Origin of the sequence: Kaistella rhinocerotis (genome assembly GCF_030243905.1) — a bacterium.
GTDB lineage: Bacteria > Bacteroidota > Bacteroidia > Flavobacteriales > Weeksellaceae > Kaistella > Kaistella rhinocerotis.
Window position 1 is genome coordinate 278,146 of the sequence record NZ_JASSYY010000003.1, and the last position, 17,947, is coordinate 296,092.

11 protein-coding genes are annotated in these 17,947 nt (G+C 41.2%); 1 reads left to right on the forward strand and 10 read right to left on the reverse strand.

What is annotated here, in order from left to right:
- Window positions 1-2: 2 nt before the first annotated feature.
- From QEP06_RS10985 to QEP06_RS10995, 3 genes are all read right to left on the reverse strand, one after another.
- Window positions 3-1,040, reverse strand: a complete 1,038-nt coding sequence (locus QEP06_RS10985) for an NAD-dependent epimerase/dehydratase family protein (RefSeq protein ID WP_285270294.1) — start codon at window positions 1,038-1,040, stop codon at window positions 3-5.
- Window positions 1,041-1,103: 63 nt separating this feature from the next.
- Window positions 1,104-1,445: a phosphomannose isomerase type II C-terminal cupin domain gene (locus QEP06_RS10990; protein WP_285270370.1), complete on the reverse strand. Its 342-nt coding sequence runs from the start codon at window positions 1,443-1,445 to the stop codon at window positions 1,104-1,106.
- 1 nt (window position 1,446) lies between these two features.
- Window positions 1,447-2,181 (reverse strand): glycosyltransferase, encoded by a 735-nt coding sequence (locus QEP06_RS10995; protein ID WP_285270295.1) that lies wholly within the window; start codon window positions 2,179-2,181, stop codon window positions 1,447-1,449.
- Window positions 2,182-2,245: 64 nt separating this feature from the next.
- Between QEP06_RS10995 and QEP06_RS11000 the strand changes: the two genes are divergently transcribed.
- Window positions 2,246-3,475 carry a right-handed parallel beta-helix repeat-containing protein gene (locus tag QEP06_RS11000; protein WP_285270296.1) on the forward strand — a complete coding sequence of 410 codons (1,230 nt, stop codon included), beginning with the start codon at window positions 2,246-2,248 and terminating at the stop codon, window positions 3,473-3,475.
- 15 nt (window positions 3,476-3,490) lie between these two features.
- Here QEP06_RS11000 and QEP06_RS11005 read toward each other — a convergent pair whose 3' ends face one another.
- The 7 genes from QEP06_RS11005 to QEP06_RS11035 all read right to left on the reverse strand — a co-directional run bounded on the left by QEP06_RS11005 (window position 3,491) and on the right by QEP06_RS11035 (window position 16,649).
- The gene (locus QEP06_RS11005) at window positions 3,491-4,519 is read right to left on the reverse strand and encodes an EpsG family protein (protein WP_285270297.1); all 1,029 of its coding nucleotides are present in this window, start codon (window positions 4,517-4,519) and stop codon (window positions 3,491-3,493) included.
- 4 nt (window positions 4,520-4,523) lie between these two features.
- The gene (locus QEP06_RS11010) at window positions 4,524-5,987 is read right to left on the reverse strand and encodes a flippase (RefSeq protein ID WP_285270298.1); all 1,464 of its coding nucleotides are present in this window, start codon (window positions 5,985-5,987) and stop codon (window positions 4,524-4,526) included.
- 16 nt (window positions 5,988-6,003) lie between these two features.
- Window positions 6,004-8,364: a GumC family protein gene (locus QEP06_RS11015; protein ID WP_285270299.1), complete on the reverse strand. Its 2,361-nt coding sequence runs from the start codon at window positions 8,362-8,364 to the stop codon at window positions 6,004-6,006.
- An 18-nt stretch (window positions 8,365-8,382) separates the two neighbouring features.
- On the reverse strand, window positions 8,383-9,168 hold the full coding sequence (locus QEP06_RS11020) for a polysaccharide biosynthesis/export family protein (protein WP_285270300.1): 786 nt from the start codon (window positions 9,166-9,168) through the stop codon (window positions 8,383-8,385).
- 45 nt (window positions 9,169-9,213) lie between these two features.
- Entirely contained in the window at window positions 9,214-11,154 is a 1,941-nt protein-coding gene (locus QEP06_RS11025) for a polysaccharide biosynthesis protein (RefSeq protein WP_285270301.1), read from the reverse strand.
- Between the two features lie 349 nt (window positions 11,155-11,503).
- On the reverse strand, window positions 11,504-11,782 hold the full coding sequence (locus QEP06_RS11030) for a hypothetical protein (RefSeq protein ID WP_285270302.1): 279 nt from the start codon (window positions 11,780-11,782) through the stop codon (window positions 11,504-11,506).
- Window positions 11,783-11,831: 49 nt separating this feature from the next.
- Window positions 11,832-16,649, reverse strand: a complete 4,818-nt coding sequence (locus QEP06_RS11035) for a T9SS type A sorting domain-containing protein (RefSeq protein ID WP_285270303.1) — start codon at window positions 16,647-16,649, stop codon at window positions 11,832-11,834.
- Window positions 16,650-17,947: the final 1,298 nt, after the last annotated feature.

Sequence of the window (17,947 nt, forward strand, 5' to 3'; positions counted from 1 at the left end):
TTTTAGTTTCCTGCAATTGCTGAAGTAGCAGTTTCAGTCTGGTATTTTTTATTTTGTTCGTCAATCCAGCTGAAGGTCTTTTTCATTCCTTCGGCAAGAGGTTGACTTACTTCCCATCCTATTTTTTCGCGGAAGAGTTTATTGTCTGAATTCCGACCTTTCACGCCTAGGGGACATTTAAAACCATATTTATCAATAAACTCCTGACCTTCAATATTTTTTATCGAAAGATTTTTACCTGAGATTTCTATTGCGAGTTGTGCCAAGTGGTTGATAGGTACCATCTCTTCGCTGCCGATATTCACTGGGCCGATAAAGTCAGATTTCATCAAACGCAGTACAGCTTCTACACACTCGTCCACATAAAGGAATGAGCGCGTCTGCAGACCATTACCCCACACTTCGATTTCTCCTCCTTCCTGCGTTTCTGAAGCTTTACGGCACATAGCAGCGGGCGATTTTTCCTTGCCGCCTCTCCATGTACCTTGTGGACCAAAAATATTATGAAAACGAGCAATACGAACATCAAGATTATAATTTCTGTTGAAAGCCAGGAACACACGTTCTGAAAACAGCTTTTCCCATCCGTACTCTGAATCTGGGTTGGCCGGGTATGCGGACGATTCTTCACAATTTGGATTATCGGGGTCTAGCTGGTTGTGCTCGGGGTACATGCAGGCTGATGATGAATAGAAAACTTTCTTCACGCGCTTATTTACACATTCTTTAGCTACGTTTAGATTTATCATTGCCGAATTGTGCATTACGTTCGCATCATTTTGGCCTGTAAAGATGTACAAAGCACCGCCCATATCAGCGGCCAGCTGATACAGTTCGTCTACACCTTCTTCAATTACCAGTTCCACAACTCTCGGATCGGTAAGGTCGCCCAAGATAAATTCGTGGCAGATTTCACTTTCCTCAAAATATTCGTGCTTTTTTACATCACAAATACGTACGTGATTTCCTTCATTTTTCAGTCTTTTTGCAAGGTGCCCTCCAATAAAGCCTCCACCGCCCAGAATAACTATTTTTTTCATTATAAATATTAAAATATTAATTTTTGCTCAACACAATATAAGAATAAATTGGATGAGACTCTACTATTTTCGGTTATAATCATCTTCAATACGTACGATATCATCCTCGCCAAAATAAGTTCCGTATTGAACTTCGATAAACTGCACAGGAAGACTTGTTCGGTTTTCTATCCTGTGATGGGCACCTTGAGGAATCTGCGCCACCTGCCCGGGGCCGTAGTCTTTTATTTCATCATTAATTGTAATGGTACCTATGCCTTCTACAATCGTCCAGACTTCAGCTCTTTGATGATGGTACTGCAGGGAAAGTCTTCCACCAGGGTTCACTGTTATCCGCTTAACTTTGTGTGTAGCGGCATCTTCCAGCACCTGATATTCACCCCACGGTCTTATGTCATGTTCCAAATTATCCATTTAAGCGTATTCTTTTTATAAGTTCAATATAAGATTTCAAAAAGCCGATTCTAGATTTAATCTTAGGTAACAATCCTCTTTGTAAATTACTTGCATTATTATAATGCAGACGGTGCAGAAGTGTGCTCTGATCTAAATGAAGATTTTTGCCCAGCATATTACCTGCTGCTCCAATCCAAAGATCATGTGCCTCCACGTAGGCTGGGAAGGGAAGGACCTTCTCTTTCAGTTCGCGTCGGAAAGCCATCACACATCCGTAATAACCCACTTTACCCGCAAGTATTGCAAGTAGATTTTTGCGGTTTCGTCTGCTGTCTGCCGCGGTAACTTTTCTCAGATGATGTTCCGCAGAATTTCCTTCCGCATCAATACAAGTGAAATTAGAAGTCACCAACCATATATCTTCATGCTTTTGAAAGGCGTCATCAAATAATGAAAGTCTGTTCTCTTCCCAAACATCATCCTGATCAGACAGAAAGATCAGCTCACCTTGGGCAAGACCGATAGCCCTTTCGAAGGTCTTTACATGTCGCAAGTTGGTTTTATTTTTGTATAACCTGATCCGATGGTCGTTATAGCTTTGTAGAATTTCAAAAGTATTATCTGTAGAGCAGTCGTCTACAATAATTACTTCATCGTCAGGAGCAATCTGCTGAAGTATAGAATCTAGCTGAAGGGCAATAAATTTGCTGCCATTATATGTTGCCAAACAGATACTTCGGGTCATTTTGCTGAATTATAATATACTTTAATTAGTTTTTAGCAAAAATACAGTTTTTAAATATAATTGGATGAATAAATTATTAAATACCATATGTATTCTGATATCGTCAACAACTTTCGGCCTGACCGTAAATGTGGCAGACTATGGCGCAAATGGTTCAGACCGTAAAGATGACACTTTTGCATTCCAGCGTGCAGCGGATGTTCTAGCTTCGAACGGGGGTGGCATCATGGAAATTCCCCGAGGCGTCTATTTAATTTCCAAAGTAAAATTTCTCACGAAAAAATACAGCAATATCAGTATATATGGTAACGGTTCCACAATTGAACAGTTTTTTCCGCGCCAGCGAAAATTAATTGAAAGATGGAATACGTTTTCAGATGTTAATGCTGCAGATGGCTGTTTTCTCTTTGACGCGCAGGTTTCAAAGCAGTTCGATGACACCCACAGTATTAAAAATATCCTCCTCGATGATCTGCATTTCGTTTCAGATGTTGAAAAACTCAAGTTTGACGAACTTTCGCATCAGATCTCTGCACATGGCGTTTCAAACTTTGTGGTACAAAACTGTACTTTCACCGGGTTTCTTGGCGACGGCATCAGCATAAATGCAGGTACAGATTTCACCAAAAACTACGGCGCATACAACAAAAATGTGACGATACGCAACTGTAAATTCGATGGCATAAACCGCGAAAACAGGCAAGGCATCAGTTTTTACTACTGTGATGGATTCCTTGTTGAAAACTGCAGCTTTAAAAATATGACACGTGAGGATATGCCAGGCGCCATAGACGTAGAGCCAATGGACAACTGGCAGGTTGCAAGAAACGGAATTATAAGGAACTGTTCTTTTGAGAATATAGGTGGCATAGCAGCCGTGGTGATCTTCCTTATGCCAGACAGTACGGAAATACAGACTAAATCAAATCACGGTTACATTATCGAAAACTGCTCTTTCAAAGATGTGCGGGCACCTCTTGCAGTCATCGGCCATGACGCATTCTTACGAAATACTGAGACTGATCCCCGAGTGATTTTCAGAAAATCAACAGTCCAGAATTATGTGCGCGCCATCGATTCGCGAAAAGCGTATAATGTGTTATTCGACGATATCTCTTACAGTACTCAAAAGCGCAATTATTTAGATCTCTACGGAGAACCAAATATTGGAGGAAATATCAGGTTTAAAGGAGTTTCGTTTGATAACTATGCAGCTGACAAAGGAGTTACGTTCGGGGGAAATTCGCGCTCAATCAAATTTGAAAATTTAACCCTCAAACAAAAGCGCAATTAAAATTAACTGGGTTAACTATTTGATAAGTTCTGAAATGGCAATATTGTAGTAGAAAAAGCCTGCAGCAACTACCACAACGGCCGCAAAGCCCACGAGCCTGTGACGGAAAAGCGTGGCCAGAAGCGGAACTAAAATAATATCTACAACGCCGAAGAGCGATTGCACACGGTAAGAAAATGCGGGGATTTCTGCGAGCAGTGGAAAAACGAAAAGTGAAATTGCATATATCTTAAGCAATAGATAAGCATACTTGTTTTCATCGAATAATTTTTCACGGTTAAGATAAAGCATAAAAAAGATCGAAATCTTCGTGAGAAAACTCATACTGAATACATTGAAAGCTTCTGCATCGTCAATACCGCTATCGCGCATGAGTTTATACATTTCAATCCTGGATTGTACGTAAGGAATCGGTACGTTTGCGATTACATCTACCCCAAGGAAAAACAGAATAATGCCGATTGGAATAATAGCGGCATATACTTTAAGGTATTTTTGGGTAGGGGTTAGCAGGTAGAGTGGCAAAGCCATAAAAGCGGAATAGTGGAAGAACCCTGCCAGTAAAATGAGGAGGAAAAATGGCCAAAAGCGCCGCTCATAGATATACTTTATTGAAATGAGAAAAATACCGGCCGCAACGCCCGCCCGGATCTGGGTAAGTTCATGCACCAGATAATAGTTTCCGACGTAAACAAGCAGACTCAGGAACAGCGTTGTAGAAAGCGTTTTAATGCCCTGCAGCTTTACGAATACGCCTGCGATGGCATAAACGATGAAAAGAGAAAGAACCGGAAAACCGAAAAATTCTTTCAGAACCGTTTTTATAATGATGAAGGAATACTCTACGTCAAAAAAGAAACGCGTATCCCAATAGTACTTGTATATCAAATAATCCCGGTCACTGTTTGGCGGGCGGAAGGACGCAACAACTGCCAAAAGAATGCCTATGATCACATACAGTGCATTCGTAATCTTACTGCTTTTGCTTGGAAAAACAACAGCCAGAAAGATCACACCGAATATGAGACAGAGGATGGATATCATTTCTTTAAGACCTTAAATTTCTTATTTTAGTGCGAGCCACATTTACAAGTTCCAAAGTTAACTTCTCCCGGCTGAAATAGAGTAATAGATAAAAAATAGCATAAGGCAACAATATTACTGCAATCTTTGTGAGAGGCTTTTGCGGAGCGGCTGTGTAACTGATAACACTGCAAATAAGTAAACAACTTAACCCAATGAAAACAATCTTGCTCAAATTTTTATCAAATAAATGTAAGGCATGCAGATCTTTCCGGGCATAGAAATACATAATAACAATAGCCAATAGCTCTGCAAAAACAGACACCACGGCGGCACCGTCTTGGTGAAAGTGGCGTATGGCAAAATAATTTACCGAAACACTGAAGAGTGCAGAAAACACAACCGCGCGGGTATAGACATTTTCACGATTCTGCGTATATAAAAACAGATAGCCAATAAAATATGCTGTTGCAACTATAATGCACAGTGGCGACAGGATCTGCATAGTAAGAACAGAGGGTAAAAATGCAGCGCCCGCGAAAAGAGAGATAATGGCAGGCGCAAAAAATAAAAATGAAATGGTGGACGGTATCGCCATGATCATCATCATGCCAAAAGATTTACGCAAATATTCGTTATACAGATTGCGATCTGCTGTGTAGAGATTAGACAATCTGGGAAGCATAACCATCCCGACAATAGTTACAAAAGTTATAATAAAGCGAATCAGTTTATTCGACACGGAATAGTATCCTAAATATTTATCACCCGCAATCGTACTTATCAGAAAATTGTCCAGCTGCAGATATATATTCACCGAGACGGCCGCGACAAAAATGGTCATAACCGGCTTAAAATGACGCCGGAAATCTATTTTATCCTCAAAAACCTGTCTGAAGTTTATATTTTTCAGCAAATAATAAATATTAAAAATATTAGAACCGCAGACCGTCACAACAAGCGTTAGTGCGTAAAACAGATAATCGTCTTCGCTTTTCACCAACAGAAAAAGCAGGATGAGCGACACAATACGCACACCTACGTACCGGACTGTAATATACAACTGATCTTCAATTCCCTGAAAATACCATTCAGCACCGAGATTTGTAAGAAGAATAGTTACGCTCATCAACAGAAGCAAATCGCGATAATTAGCGAAAAAATCTAGCTGATAAAGCACCCCGAACAATAGTAGATATGAGATAATCGTAGTAAAACTTAGTATCACTAGCAGTTCCACAACGGTCTTATCGCGCAGCTGCTTATCATTTCGCACGCGGGCAATCTCACGGATACCGTAAACGGGGATACCAAGTGCAGAAAAAAGCACGAAATAAGTGATGATTGTATTAACGTATTCTACTTTACCTACATTGGTTGGCCCCAGTGTGGTATTGATATGCGGCATTGTGACAATAGTAATTAATGCATAAGATGCCGCACGTATGATGTTAAGTATGTAATTGGTTTTAACACTTCTAACCTTCATGTTAACAAGTGTTTTTTTAGAACCTATCTCTCAGCCTTTGCCAAAAGTTTTTTTCCTCCGCAAAATAGCCATAACCATACTTGTTACCGTAACCGAAATATTCTCTTGAAACATCATTCAGAACAAATGCTGTATTTTTAATAGTCCCGGATTCAATATGTTTATTAGCAAAATCAATCAGTGGTTTTTCTGTGAATGTAGAGCGAGTTACATAAAGGGTTGCGTCTGCCATTTCAGACGAGAGAAGAGTATCTGTAACAAGCATCAGTGGAGCAGTGTCTACAATAATATAATCATACTCCACCCGCAGGCGCTCAATCAACATCTGGTAGCGACCGTTAGAAAGCAGCTCTGCCGGGTTTGGAGGTATACTTCCCGAATAAATGATGTCCAAATATTTGTTGAATGGCGATGTATGCACGATATCGGCAATGGTTTCTTCATCTTTATACAAAAATTCTGTAAGACCATCTGCGCCTTTCTTAGATACATCATAGCGTTGCAGCTGGGGATTACGAATATCTGCACCTATGATGATCACCTTATGTTTTGGTGAAGCCAACGTAAGAGCAAGATTAACGGAAGTAAAAGTTTTGCCCTCCCCTTTTATAGTGGATGTAACAAAGACTACTCGCCCTGCATCCATTTTAGGCAGCATAAAGTTCAGGTTAGTAATCACTATCCGGAAGGCTTCCGCCATCGGTGAAAGATCATTTTGCTGTACAATGTCGCTTTGGCCTTTTTCTACCCTTGGAAGTTCACCTATAATTGGTGCTTCCGTAAGACGTTCAAGATCATGTTTAGTGTTTATTTTATTGTTAAATATAGAGCGCAAGTAAATATAGGCGAATGGCAGCAACATCCCAAGCAGCACTGCAGCGGGTAATAACACTACCTTTTTTGGCGCCACAGGCTTGGCAGATGAGAATGCATAATCTACAACCCTTGCTTTTGGTGACGTCATAGCCAGATTAATAGCTGTCTCTTCCCTTTTTTCCAGTAATAAAAGGTAGAGATTTTCTTTCAGTTCCTGCTGTCTTTCGATACTTCGAAACATTTTTTCCTGTGCGGGTATCTTAGCTATTTTAGAAGTAATTCTATTCTCTTCAGACTGCATTTCTCCCAGGGAATACTGAAGTGACGTGCGAGATTTTACCAGCACATCCATTACCGACGAACGAAGATTATTAATCTGCTTAGTAAGATCAGCTACCACAGGATTCTGAGGGCTTGCGCTTTCAAGCAGGTTGTTTCGTTCCAATAGGAGTTGGTTATAAGCGGTAATGCTAGCTGACGCTGTGGGATTATTCAGACCTACACTTGATGGCAAAGTCTGATCCTTGTCGAGACGCGACATATAGCCAATAAGGTCGTTTGCGAGCTGTAGCTGTGTTTCAATTTCCATTTGCCTTTGCCGCAACTCTGAAGTTTTACTTAAATTCAGCGTGGCTTCAGTAGGTATGTCTGTGATATTGTTAGCCTGTTTAAAATTTTCTTTTTGAGATTCCACCTCACCCAGTTCGTCGGCAATGATGGAAATACGTTCGTCAATAAAATCCTTAGTTTTTTTAGATTCCGAATTTTTATCCTTTATAGCATCAGTGTTATAGGAAACCACCAGTTCATTGATGAGTTCTTTAGCTTTCTGTCTGTGTGCATAGTCTAAGGAGAGTGCTATAACAGTTGCATCCTTGTTGACAAGCTCCACATTAACAGCCTTCTGAAACGTATTCACAGCTGCCTCTTTTGTGCGGTAAGTAAAGTAGATCTCACCGATATCCTTTACCTTCCGAGGATTTACATCCTTATTACGCCGCATTATGATATTGGCGTAAGGTAAGCTGATCGTCTTATTTAAAGTGCCAGCAATCGGCCCCGAAAAATCATCTGAGCTGAGTTCTACTTTATCGCCATTCAGTTTTACTCTGACGTCATCTTTGATAACCTCGTCGTACTCTTTCTCTGTGATAACATCAATAATTATCGGTGCATCTTCCCCATAAAGTTCCGTTTTGCGCAAACCTTTATATGTGAAAAGTGAAGTCTGTATACCAAGCCGCTGCACTACATCCAGCATAAGTTTTTTTGATTTAAAGACTTCCAATTCATTCTCAATGCTGCCTTTACTCATTGAGCCGAACCCTGATAAATCCGAAAGCATACCCAGATTACCTCCTGATTTTTTTGCATCTTTGATAAGGACGGTAGAATCTATTTTGTAAACAGGTGCGGTAGCTTTAACATATAAAACCGCAAGTGCAACCGCGATAATAACCGATAATACAAACCACCACCACTTTCTTACATAGGGTTTAACCAATTCGTTTATATCCACATCTCCTGAAGTCGAAACTTCAGTATTTACGTTCTGACTCATTAATCGCCGGTTAAAAAATTAGTTCTTAAAAATAGTGATAAAAATACCTGCTAAACCGATTACAGTGCCTGCAATAGCGAGGTATAAATTAGTGTTGGGGTCCTGACGCGAAAGCTTTTCCTTGGTCTGGTTCGGCGATACATAGATCACGTCGCCCTGCTTTAAATTATAGTACGGGGAGTTCACAAAACCCGCATCAAGAAGATTGATATATTCCTTAGAAAGTTTACCGTCGTTATTTCGTACTACCAATATGTTATCGCGTTTTCCGTAAACAGTAAGATCTCCTGCTAAACCCAGCGCATTTAGCACCGTGGTTTCAGCATCTGATATTTTAAACTGACCCGGGCGGTTTACTTCACCCAGAACAGTTACACGGAAATTTGCCAGACGCACCGTCACCGTCGGGTCTTTTACATACGTTTTTATGTGTGTAGTAATATCTTCCCTGAAAGCTTCGAGCGTCTTTCCACCTGCTGCAATTTTTCCGATTACGGGGAAATCAATATCGCCTTCAGAATTAACAAGATATTCTTTTTCTGAATTATTGCTCGCTACCGTAGTAGGAGTTTGGATATTATAATAATTTTGATTGAAAGGCCTTACAGCCTCCATATTTTTTGCAGAAACGAATATTGAAAGTTCGTCGCCTTTCTGAATAGTCAACGGATTATTGTTGGCTGCAGCTTCGGCGATTGCCTCTGCATTCTGCATATACTTCAGCTCATTTGGCTTCTCAGCTGTCTTACATGAGCTCAGCGTGAATATTGCGGATATGAAAAGAATAAACAGATTTTTATTCATTATAGACATTTAAAAATTTGAATTTTACAAATATACGATTCTACTTTACTTATCCAAGACCTCGTAAATTGAATTGTTGCTCTTGAATTCGGGCACGATGCTTTTCAGCAATTGCACTACCTCCACCTTCTCCCGGCGCAACGCCGCACGGATTATCTGGTTTGTGAGGCTCTCAATTTCGTCAAAGAGCATGTCGGGGTCCTTGGAAATCAGGATTTTTTCGTGGTGTGTCGGCAAGGTGGTCGCGTCATCGCTCAGAAGTTCTTCATAAAGCTTTTCGCCAGGTCTCAGGCCTGTGTAGATTATCTTGATATCAATGTGAGGCTCATAGCCCGAAAGCTTGATCATGCGGGTAGCAAGATCCAGGATTTTCACCGGTTCGCCCATATCGAAAACAAATATTTCACCTCCATGACCCATGGTTCCAGCCTGCAGCACAAGATCGCACGCCTCCGGAATCGTCATGAAATAGCGCACAATATCGGGGTGCGTGATGGTAATAGGACCACCTGCTTCTATTTGCTTTTTGAAATGTGGAATAACGGAACCGTTTGACCCCAAAACATTTCCAAAACGCGTGGTGATAAACTTTGTCTCGTTAGCCGGGGTGTTTTGCAGCGCCTGCACAAAGAGTTCTGCCGCACGTTTTGAGGCGCCCATCACGTTGGTTGGTTTTACGGCCTTATCCGTGGAAACCATTACGAAATGGTTTGCTTTGTACTGGCAGGCGAGCGTTGCGAGATTTTTAGTCCCAAGAATATTGACAAGTATGGCTTCGTGCGGATTTTCTTCGATTAACGGCACGTGCTTGTAGGCCGCGGCGTGATATACCATCGAGAAATTATACTTCTGGAAGAGTGGCTCAATTCTGTGACGGTTCGAAATATCGGCAAGAACAAATTTAAACTGTATCAGCGGGAATTTGCTGCGCATCTCGATCTCTATTTCATACAACGGAGTTTCCGCCTGATCAAGAACAACAATAAGTTTTGGTTCCAGCGCAGCGACCTGACGTACAATTTCACTGCCGATAGAGCCGGCTCCACCCGTGATCAAAACCGCTTTGTCGAAATGACGGGTCCTTAGTTCATCGTTCTCAATGCGTATCGGCTTGCGGTTCAGCAAATCCTCAATCTGCAGTGACCGTATCGATCCTTCCATGTCACTGGTGCGCAATTTCTGTACAGATGGCGCCTTCAGAATCTGCAGGTCCTTTTCCAGGAAAAGATTCACCCAAGAGTTCATCTCCTCCTTGCTCATCATTTCCTTGATGAGCAGCACGCCGTCAATCAGCAAATCATCCTTGCTGTTTCTTTCCAGTTTGTCACGGTTTAAAATAGGTCTCCCAAGAAGTTTTGCGCTGTGATAATCGTGCCGCTGTGTGATAAAACCGGCTACGTAATAGGGCAACGAGGGATTGTCCAGAATCGCGCGTGCCACTGCTACTGACTGTTCATCGATCCCTACGACCAGAATGCGCTTTCTGAGCGTGCTGCGGCGAACTTCTCTTACCAGGTGAAAAAATTCTTTTACGAATAATCTCAGCAAAAACAGCAGCATGAACGATGTCGCAAAAAATATGGCCAAAAACGGCACCGACATGTAGATCATCCGTTCGCCGGTGAGAAAATAGTAGGTAAAACTGATGAACCCAACCGCCACCGTGGTGCAGAAAGTTGCGAGGAAAAGTTTGAACAGATCAATAAAAGTTGAGTGTCTGATAATCCCGGAATACGTGCGGAAAATATACATGAAAAACACACTGATGCCAATGATCAGTGAGTAAACGTATAAACGGTTGTTGAAAATCCTGGTTGAATTGAAGCTCAGTCTTTCAATAAGATAACAGGAGAAAAAAATGGCGCATGAAATGAAAAAAAGGTCGATTGCGAGAATTACCCAACGCGGCAGATAGCGCACATCCGAGATATTCATAAAGTTGTCTCCGCTGTATATTTTTTTCTTCAGATTCTTGCGAAAACTCATGTGTGTTTGGAATATTATTTTTGAGAAAGAAAAGCAGGCGACCAGCGCGACCAATCGGTTACTGCAAATTTACACATTATTGAGCCGCTAATTTAACTTTTTCCGGCAAATATGGAAATATTTAGGCCAAGTTTTACGAAAGCTATGTAATATACCTCCGCTAGTAGATAATGCTGATAGTAATCCATTAAAAATAGTAGATATCGCACAGAACACAGAAAACTAATTACCCTGTTGTGTCGTCTGAGAATTCAAAAGTTGATTTAAACGTAAGTGAAGTTTTGAAAACTGCCCGTTTGGCTAAATGAGCTCAAATGCGACTGTCACACAAATTATATTTTCAGATCAATCAAAGTGTTACTCCACGTTTGCGGACTTTCCAGGCAATAAGCCCGATGCCTGCGATGACAAGTAAAGGGAGATAATCGTCGATTGGTGCGGGATCAGCTGGATTACAGCATTTCGCATTTAAATCTTCGGGCGGTGATGGTTGCAATTCCTCCTCTTTTCCAAGTCCATTTTCGGAAGCGGCCGCCGCATACTCCTCCTGTTCAAACCGGTTTACAGTCTGCTGGGCAGGTACTGACATCGCGAAAAATATAAAGTACAGGTAAATAAACCTCATCATTATTATTGTTTGTGCAAAGATATTAATATTGTAAAGTTTACGGCAATTTTTATTTAATGACTTTCTTAACGGTAATTTTACTTTTCTGGTCAATCTTAAGAATGTAGGTGCCGTTTACTATCGCAGAAAAATCCAGGCGCTCAACAGTGCTGTTGGGTTCCACACGGCGAACCATTCGCCCAGAGGCATCAAAAATCTCAACTGAGGAGACAGGATCTCTCTGCGCCTTTACTACAAAATCCTGTCCGTCACGGTACACCACGACATCTTCTTTCACCGCTGCATCGGTAGCCAGCACGCCACCAGGCTTGTAAACGATCTCGAACCTTCCCGTACTCTCCCCCGCCTGCGCCATAAAGGTGTAGGCGCCCTCGCTTAGGTTGGTGATGGCGCCGGTCTGGTTATCTTTGAGGTAAATGGGCTGGCTGGCGGCGAAAATACCTTCTTTTCTGCCGAGCGTAATTTTATTAATTCCCGCTGTGTAATTTCGAGTTCCAATATCTAAAACATCATCAATGTTAAATTTATTCCGACCATTAATCACTACCTTCTCTGTTCCCGAGTAGGTAAATAATGCATCAGAGGTACCGGTTTCCTTACTGTCATCTTTTGAAAAGTCATTATTACCACTATCAAAATATACGATTGCATTGCTAATGACCATATCTGATGGTGTCGTTAGCTGCAACCAGTACCTGTCATCTGTAATAACGGTCTGATTTCTTCCGTAAAAATTAGAATCTGTCTGATCTTTGGTTCGCTGTGTATTTTTAAAATTCAGAACCCCGGCACCTATCGCTCTCACCATGAATCCCTGACCTACTTTTACAATATGGTTCGGAATTTTAGAGCCACCCGGACTCGCGGGATTATCCGGATCTACGTCCTTATTGCCAGGCGCCGGATTACCCACTCCGTACGTACCCGTAGCGGCATTAAAAATTGCATAAGCTGCCCCTTTATATTCAGAACCCTGCTGAACGGTAATTGCATTGGCAAGATTATCCCAGAACTCAAAGTTTTCGCTTATCTGGCCTGGAGAATCATCGTATAGTTTTTTAATATCAATATTTGACGGATAGGGATTACCAATCAGGTTATAGCCTGTAGTAGGAGTACCTGAATTCGCCAGCGTGTAGGTAAAGTCCCCATTCATTGGAACCCCTGTGAAATGAGCATAAATCTTTCCGCCGGGTGGAACTACCGAGGCTGAAGGCTCTTTCACAGCGAGACCCCGACCTCTAATATAAGCACCTGAGGACGCATAGAATTTATTATTCACTTCATTATGGTAAAGCGTGAACTGAGACGAACTTAAAACACCGGTCGTCTTGTTTTCGTAGATGTTTGTTTTAAGGTTTGAATCAACCAAAGGTGAAATAAGGTAGTTGTACTGGTTGTTGTCTTTGATGGTGATTTCCCGATGTGCTGTAATTTCTCCGGAATTGGCTGCGGTTGTATTTAGCTGCAGTAGATTAGCATCGGAAGATAATATCAGCGCCCGCTTGTCACCAAGGTTTTTAACAAAATCCTGCACCGTAAGGTTCCCTTCGATATCGAGAGAACCGCCGGGCTGTATGGTAAGATTTTTGGCGTGGGCCTCAGTACTGACAGAAATTACCGGCTTAACAGTACTGCTCGGAATATTTACGCAGTGGTCTGCAGTGGGAACGGTGTTTCCTTCCCAGTTGGACGCAGTATTCCAGTTTGTGGTGGTTCCGCTCCAGTCGGTATCACCTTTTGTCACTACTACGGTTTGTGTGGATGGACAGCCGGCTGCGGTTTTGGCAGAGACGGTGTATGTGGTTGTAGAAGCAGGAGATGCATAGAGCGTCGTTGCCTGAGCACCATTATACGCAACCGTTTTCCCTGCATCTCTCCACAAACCGGTTGTAGGTGACCATGTAACAGTAGTTGGCAAGGGATTGGTACCCGTAATACTGATATTGTCCACTGCCCAATACCACTCCCAGAAAGCGTGATACCTAAAACGGATCTGAACGTAGGGTATTCCTTTATAGGCATTGAGATTAATGGTTTCCAAGGCAAAGTTATTCCTTGTACCCACCGTAGAGTTATAATGTCTTAATGTGGTCCAGGTTACGCCATCGGTTGTAATTTCGACATAAGCATCGCTGTCTGGAAATGATGTGAACTGTCTAAAATAATGATAAAAAGTAAACGTAATATTGGTACTCGCAGAATTGTAGTCTAAGAAACTCATTGGTGGTGAAATTAAACTAGATTCCATCTCATCATTGAAATATCCTGACATATTACTATCAACCATTGCAAAAGCACTGTTATCATTGCTGTGGAACACTTCAGTTCCATCGAAATCCATATCACCATCATTATACAACCACCATCGAGCAGCATCTATTTCGGTACCTGTTATCTCCGTATGGATAATCCATGGATTTGTTATCGGATCCCATGTTTCATTTAAGATTGTTTCCGGGATAATACCGCCACTTACCACACTGATCTGGCTCGCTTCATTCGAACAAGTGATGGCGTTCACCGGATCCATAACTATCAAAGTAGGTGCAGGTGTAACTGCGACGGTAACATAAGTGTATTTTCTACATCCGGTTGGACTCGTTGCTACAACCCAATAAGTTGTCGATTGAGTTACTGTTGGATTTATCGTAGCACCCGTGCCTAAGTCCGTTTGATAGGTTTGACTAGTTTCATCCCAACCCAGATACCAATGGTAGGAATAACTTGGATCGCTGCTATTGGCAGTAAGTGTTATTGCTTCATTTGCGCAGACTAAAGTTTTACTTGCAGAAACGGTTACAGGAGTACACGTAGTACATGTTCCGGCAACGTAGAAAACCATATCATATCCGCTAGTATTGGCTACCCAGGATGCGCCACTATTCCCGCTATTTTGGGAAGTCGCGCCAGTCGAACCTGTGGTTGTTGCGCGCCAATAAACGGCAGTATTAGCGCTGTTTCTCATAGTCACCTCTAACCAATACTTTCCAGCGGGATAAGTCACCGTTGTAGGCAAAGTGAAGTTAAGGTGATACACATTCAAACCAAATGCAGTGGTGTAAAGGTTTGATGCAGTGGGCGCAGTATTACTCCACACCGTATTTAATATTGCACCAGGCGCACCATTATTATTAGCTCTGACATTGATGGATACGCCGTTTATCGCAGAGGCCGACAACGCTTCTAAGGAAATATGGCTTAAAGTAAAGGCCTCTCCCACAGGAACAATAAAATCATCGGCAACTCTGAAAACCCCTCCCGTTTGCACGTTTAGACCATCCTCCACCGTTCCTCTGATTTGCCCATCACCCTGGAAACAATTTTGTGCCGGATTCGTATTGAAATAACCGCCGGGAACCCAGACACTGTTGGAAGATGTGCATTTTGATCTGATCCAAAAGTGATAAGCAGTGTTAGGACTAAGAGGCGGTGTTGGTGTCACTGTTGTTACACCTGCTCCAACTGATCCACTTGGAGTTGTTGATTCAGTTGGTATGACACCAGTTGTATTATAATAATAATCGTACCCTGACGCAGGTACATTATTTGCCGCGTTCCACGTAAAACGAGCGGAAGTGGAAGTGATGGTACCTACGTTTAAGTTGGTTGGAGCTGAGCAGGCCGGAATGGTATAATCAATTAATAAATAAGGCCGACTTGCAGAAGTGTGATTTGCAACAGTATAGTTTTCATTCAGAAAATACTCATTTCCTGCTGGATTTAATGATGCGGTTACAAAACTGCCTAAACCATTCTGAACTCCAGTAATACCTGCTGGATTAAATGTTACTTCTTTTTGCCCAACTGTTGTATTAAGATATCCAAGAGAATATGGTACTGAGGGGCTTGAATACAAGGCGGTGCCTCCAGTTGTTGTTGGATCTGCGGAATTGTAGAATATGAAAGCATGACCTGGATAAGGATTTGCCATATTTGTTATAGTAAAATAACTTGTAACAGAATTAACAATAGCAGTACTTATAATACTTGATGTATTATATTTTATAAAAATTCTTAGGAACCCAAAATTATCAGTGCCAAACCTTAAATTAGATCCATAATTATAACCATCTTCTGCTATACATCTCGTCCAGTTCGTGGCATTATTCGGATACACAGTCGCAGTTGGATCTACCTTTACCGGAAACTTTCTTACCGAGTCCATTAACCAAGCGGTTTTAACTTTAGTTCTAATAGTTAATACATTGTCGTTAATTTCCGTTTCGAATATGGTGTTTTTTTCTCTGCTTAGCTCCTCTAATACATCGGAAGAATTGGGGTTTTCATAAAGATAAATTTCATTGCTATTTATATCTAAAATTAATACGCCTTCTTTTGTAATTTTATGGGTCCATCCATTTGACAATAAAACATCTTCACTGAAGACTAAATAATCAGCATTTTCAGGAATATTTCCTAGTGCTTTTTTATCGGGAATAATATAATTCAATTTTCTCTTCCCGGTTTCAATTAAAAATTCAGCGGAAATATCTCCATACATATTGTTATAATACGCTTCATTGCCTTTTACAGAAACTTCGGAGTTTGCACTATACACAGTTCCTACTTCTTTGCCGTTAACTTCCCAATACATTTTGGTATTTAGAAATTCTTTCACTTCGCCCTCCTTAGTCTTAGACAAAATTCCCTGCTTCGCTGAACTTCCAAAATACGATTCCATTAAATTGGCTGTATTCGCATAAGAATATTCACCGGAAGCGGTTTTGGAAATTTTAGTATCGATGTCTTCCCATTTCCCCGCCTTTTTATAGTGTAGAGGCGTCACTCCGATAAGTGCGGTATAACTGCCGTCTGCGTTTTTGAAATGTTTAGAAGAGGCATCCCGTCTAGGTAAGTCCTCCACTTGCCCTTTCATTAATGCTATTGGGGAAGGTTGGTTACTGAGCGTATCTTTAAACAGGTCAGTTTTTATCCGAGGGGTGTCTGGAATGTCGATAGCTGTAATTCGTGCTGAAATATTCCGTCCGCTGTCGATACTTTTCAATCTACTTCTATTAGCAACGGTATGAATGTTTTCTGAAAAGGATTTAGCACTTAAAATAGTTGCAGTTTCGGCTGTCTTTTTTTGTATTCCGGCCGGTATCTTACCTTTATAAGTGGCAAGATTTTTTCTTAGTTCTGCGGATCTGCCATTCTGTGGTGAGGATTTACTGAAGCGTTTCTCATCAATTTTATTTGGTGCCTGTCTGAGACCTGCGACGCTAGTAGTTGTTTGCGATAAAAGTAATGGGGCGCCCAGAAAAATGCACAACAGCAAAGCTATCTGCACGAGCAGGAAATAAAATTTTTTCATCATTGTGTGTTTGTATTTCGCGCTCCGAAAGATGCCCCTAAGTGCGCACTCAAATATAGCGATGCAAAAGAGGTTAAAAGATGTTAAATCACCTATTATCGTATTAATGTTCTAATTGGTTTCCGCTACTTATAAATAATTAACGATAGTTTCCGTGCTCGCTTTGCACTGAAAATTGAGGAAAGAGGAAGAGACTTATTTGCCTACAGATATATAAAGTTGTAAGAGCGGAAGCCCATTCGCCAGCCTGGAAACTCTGGTGAATCAAGAAAACAAATCCACGCAGGAACGCTCAGAGCATCGTGCCAGCCGGAAACTTTAAATTAAATTTTTTAAGACCCAAGCCAGTTTTCTTTCCCGTCGAAATACGGTTATACTTAAGGACTTAAAAGTGATATTTAAAATCAGGGCTACTAACCAAAAGATGGAAGTGCTACAACCGAAATCTTATCGCTAAAAATACAGTTCTAAGGTTAAGACAGTGCTGTTGGTATAGCAATATCAGGATTTATTAATCTGTATAGTTATCCCAAGGACAGGGCAAACTCAGGGCATCCTCTACCCAGGTCTAATATAGGTCCAATATAAGTCCAATAAAAGTCTAATAGATTAATGGACTTTCAATACTGTTACAATGGCTTAATGATGGATTTAATCCGAACCTGTCTGTATGTAAGAATAAAAGAGTTTCGAGAGAAAATACTTAAGGCGAAAATGTATAAATAGTAAGTAAAATTAGCAAAATTTTCCTTTCGGCACGGGTAGGGAAAAAGAAAAATTGATTTACCGCACAGATTTCCACCATGTTCAACAGCCGTAAACCCGGAGAATTGCGTAAAGATGCATTC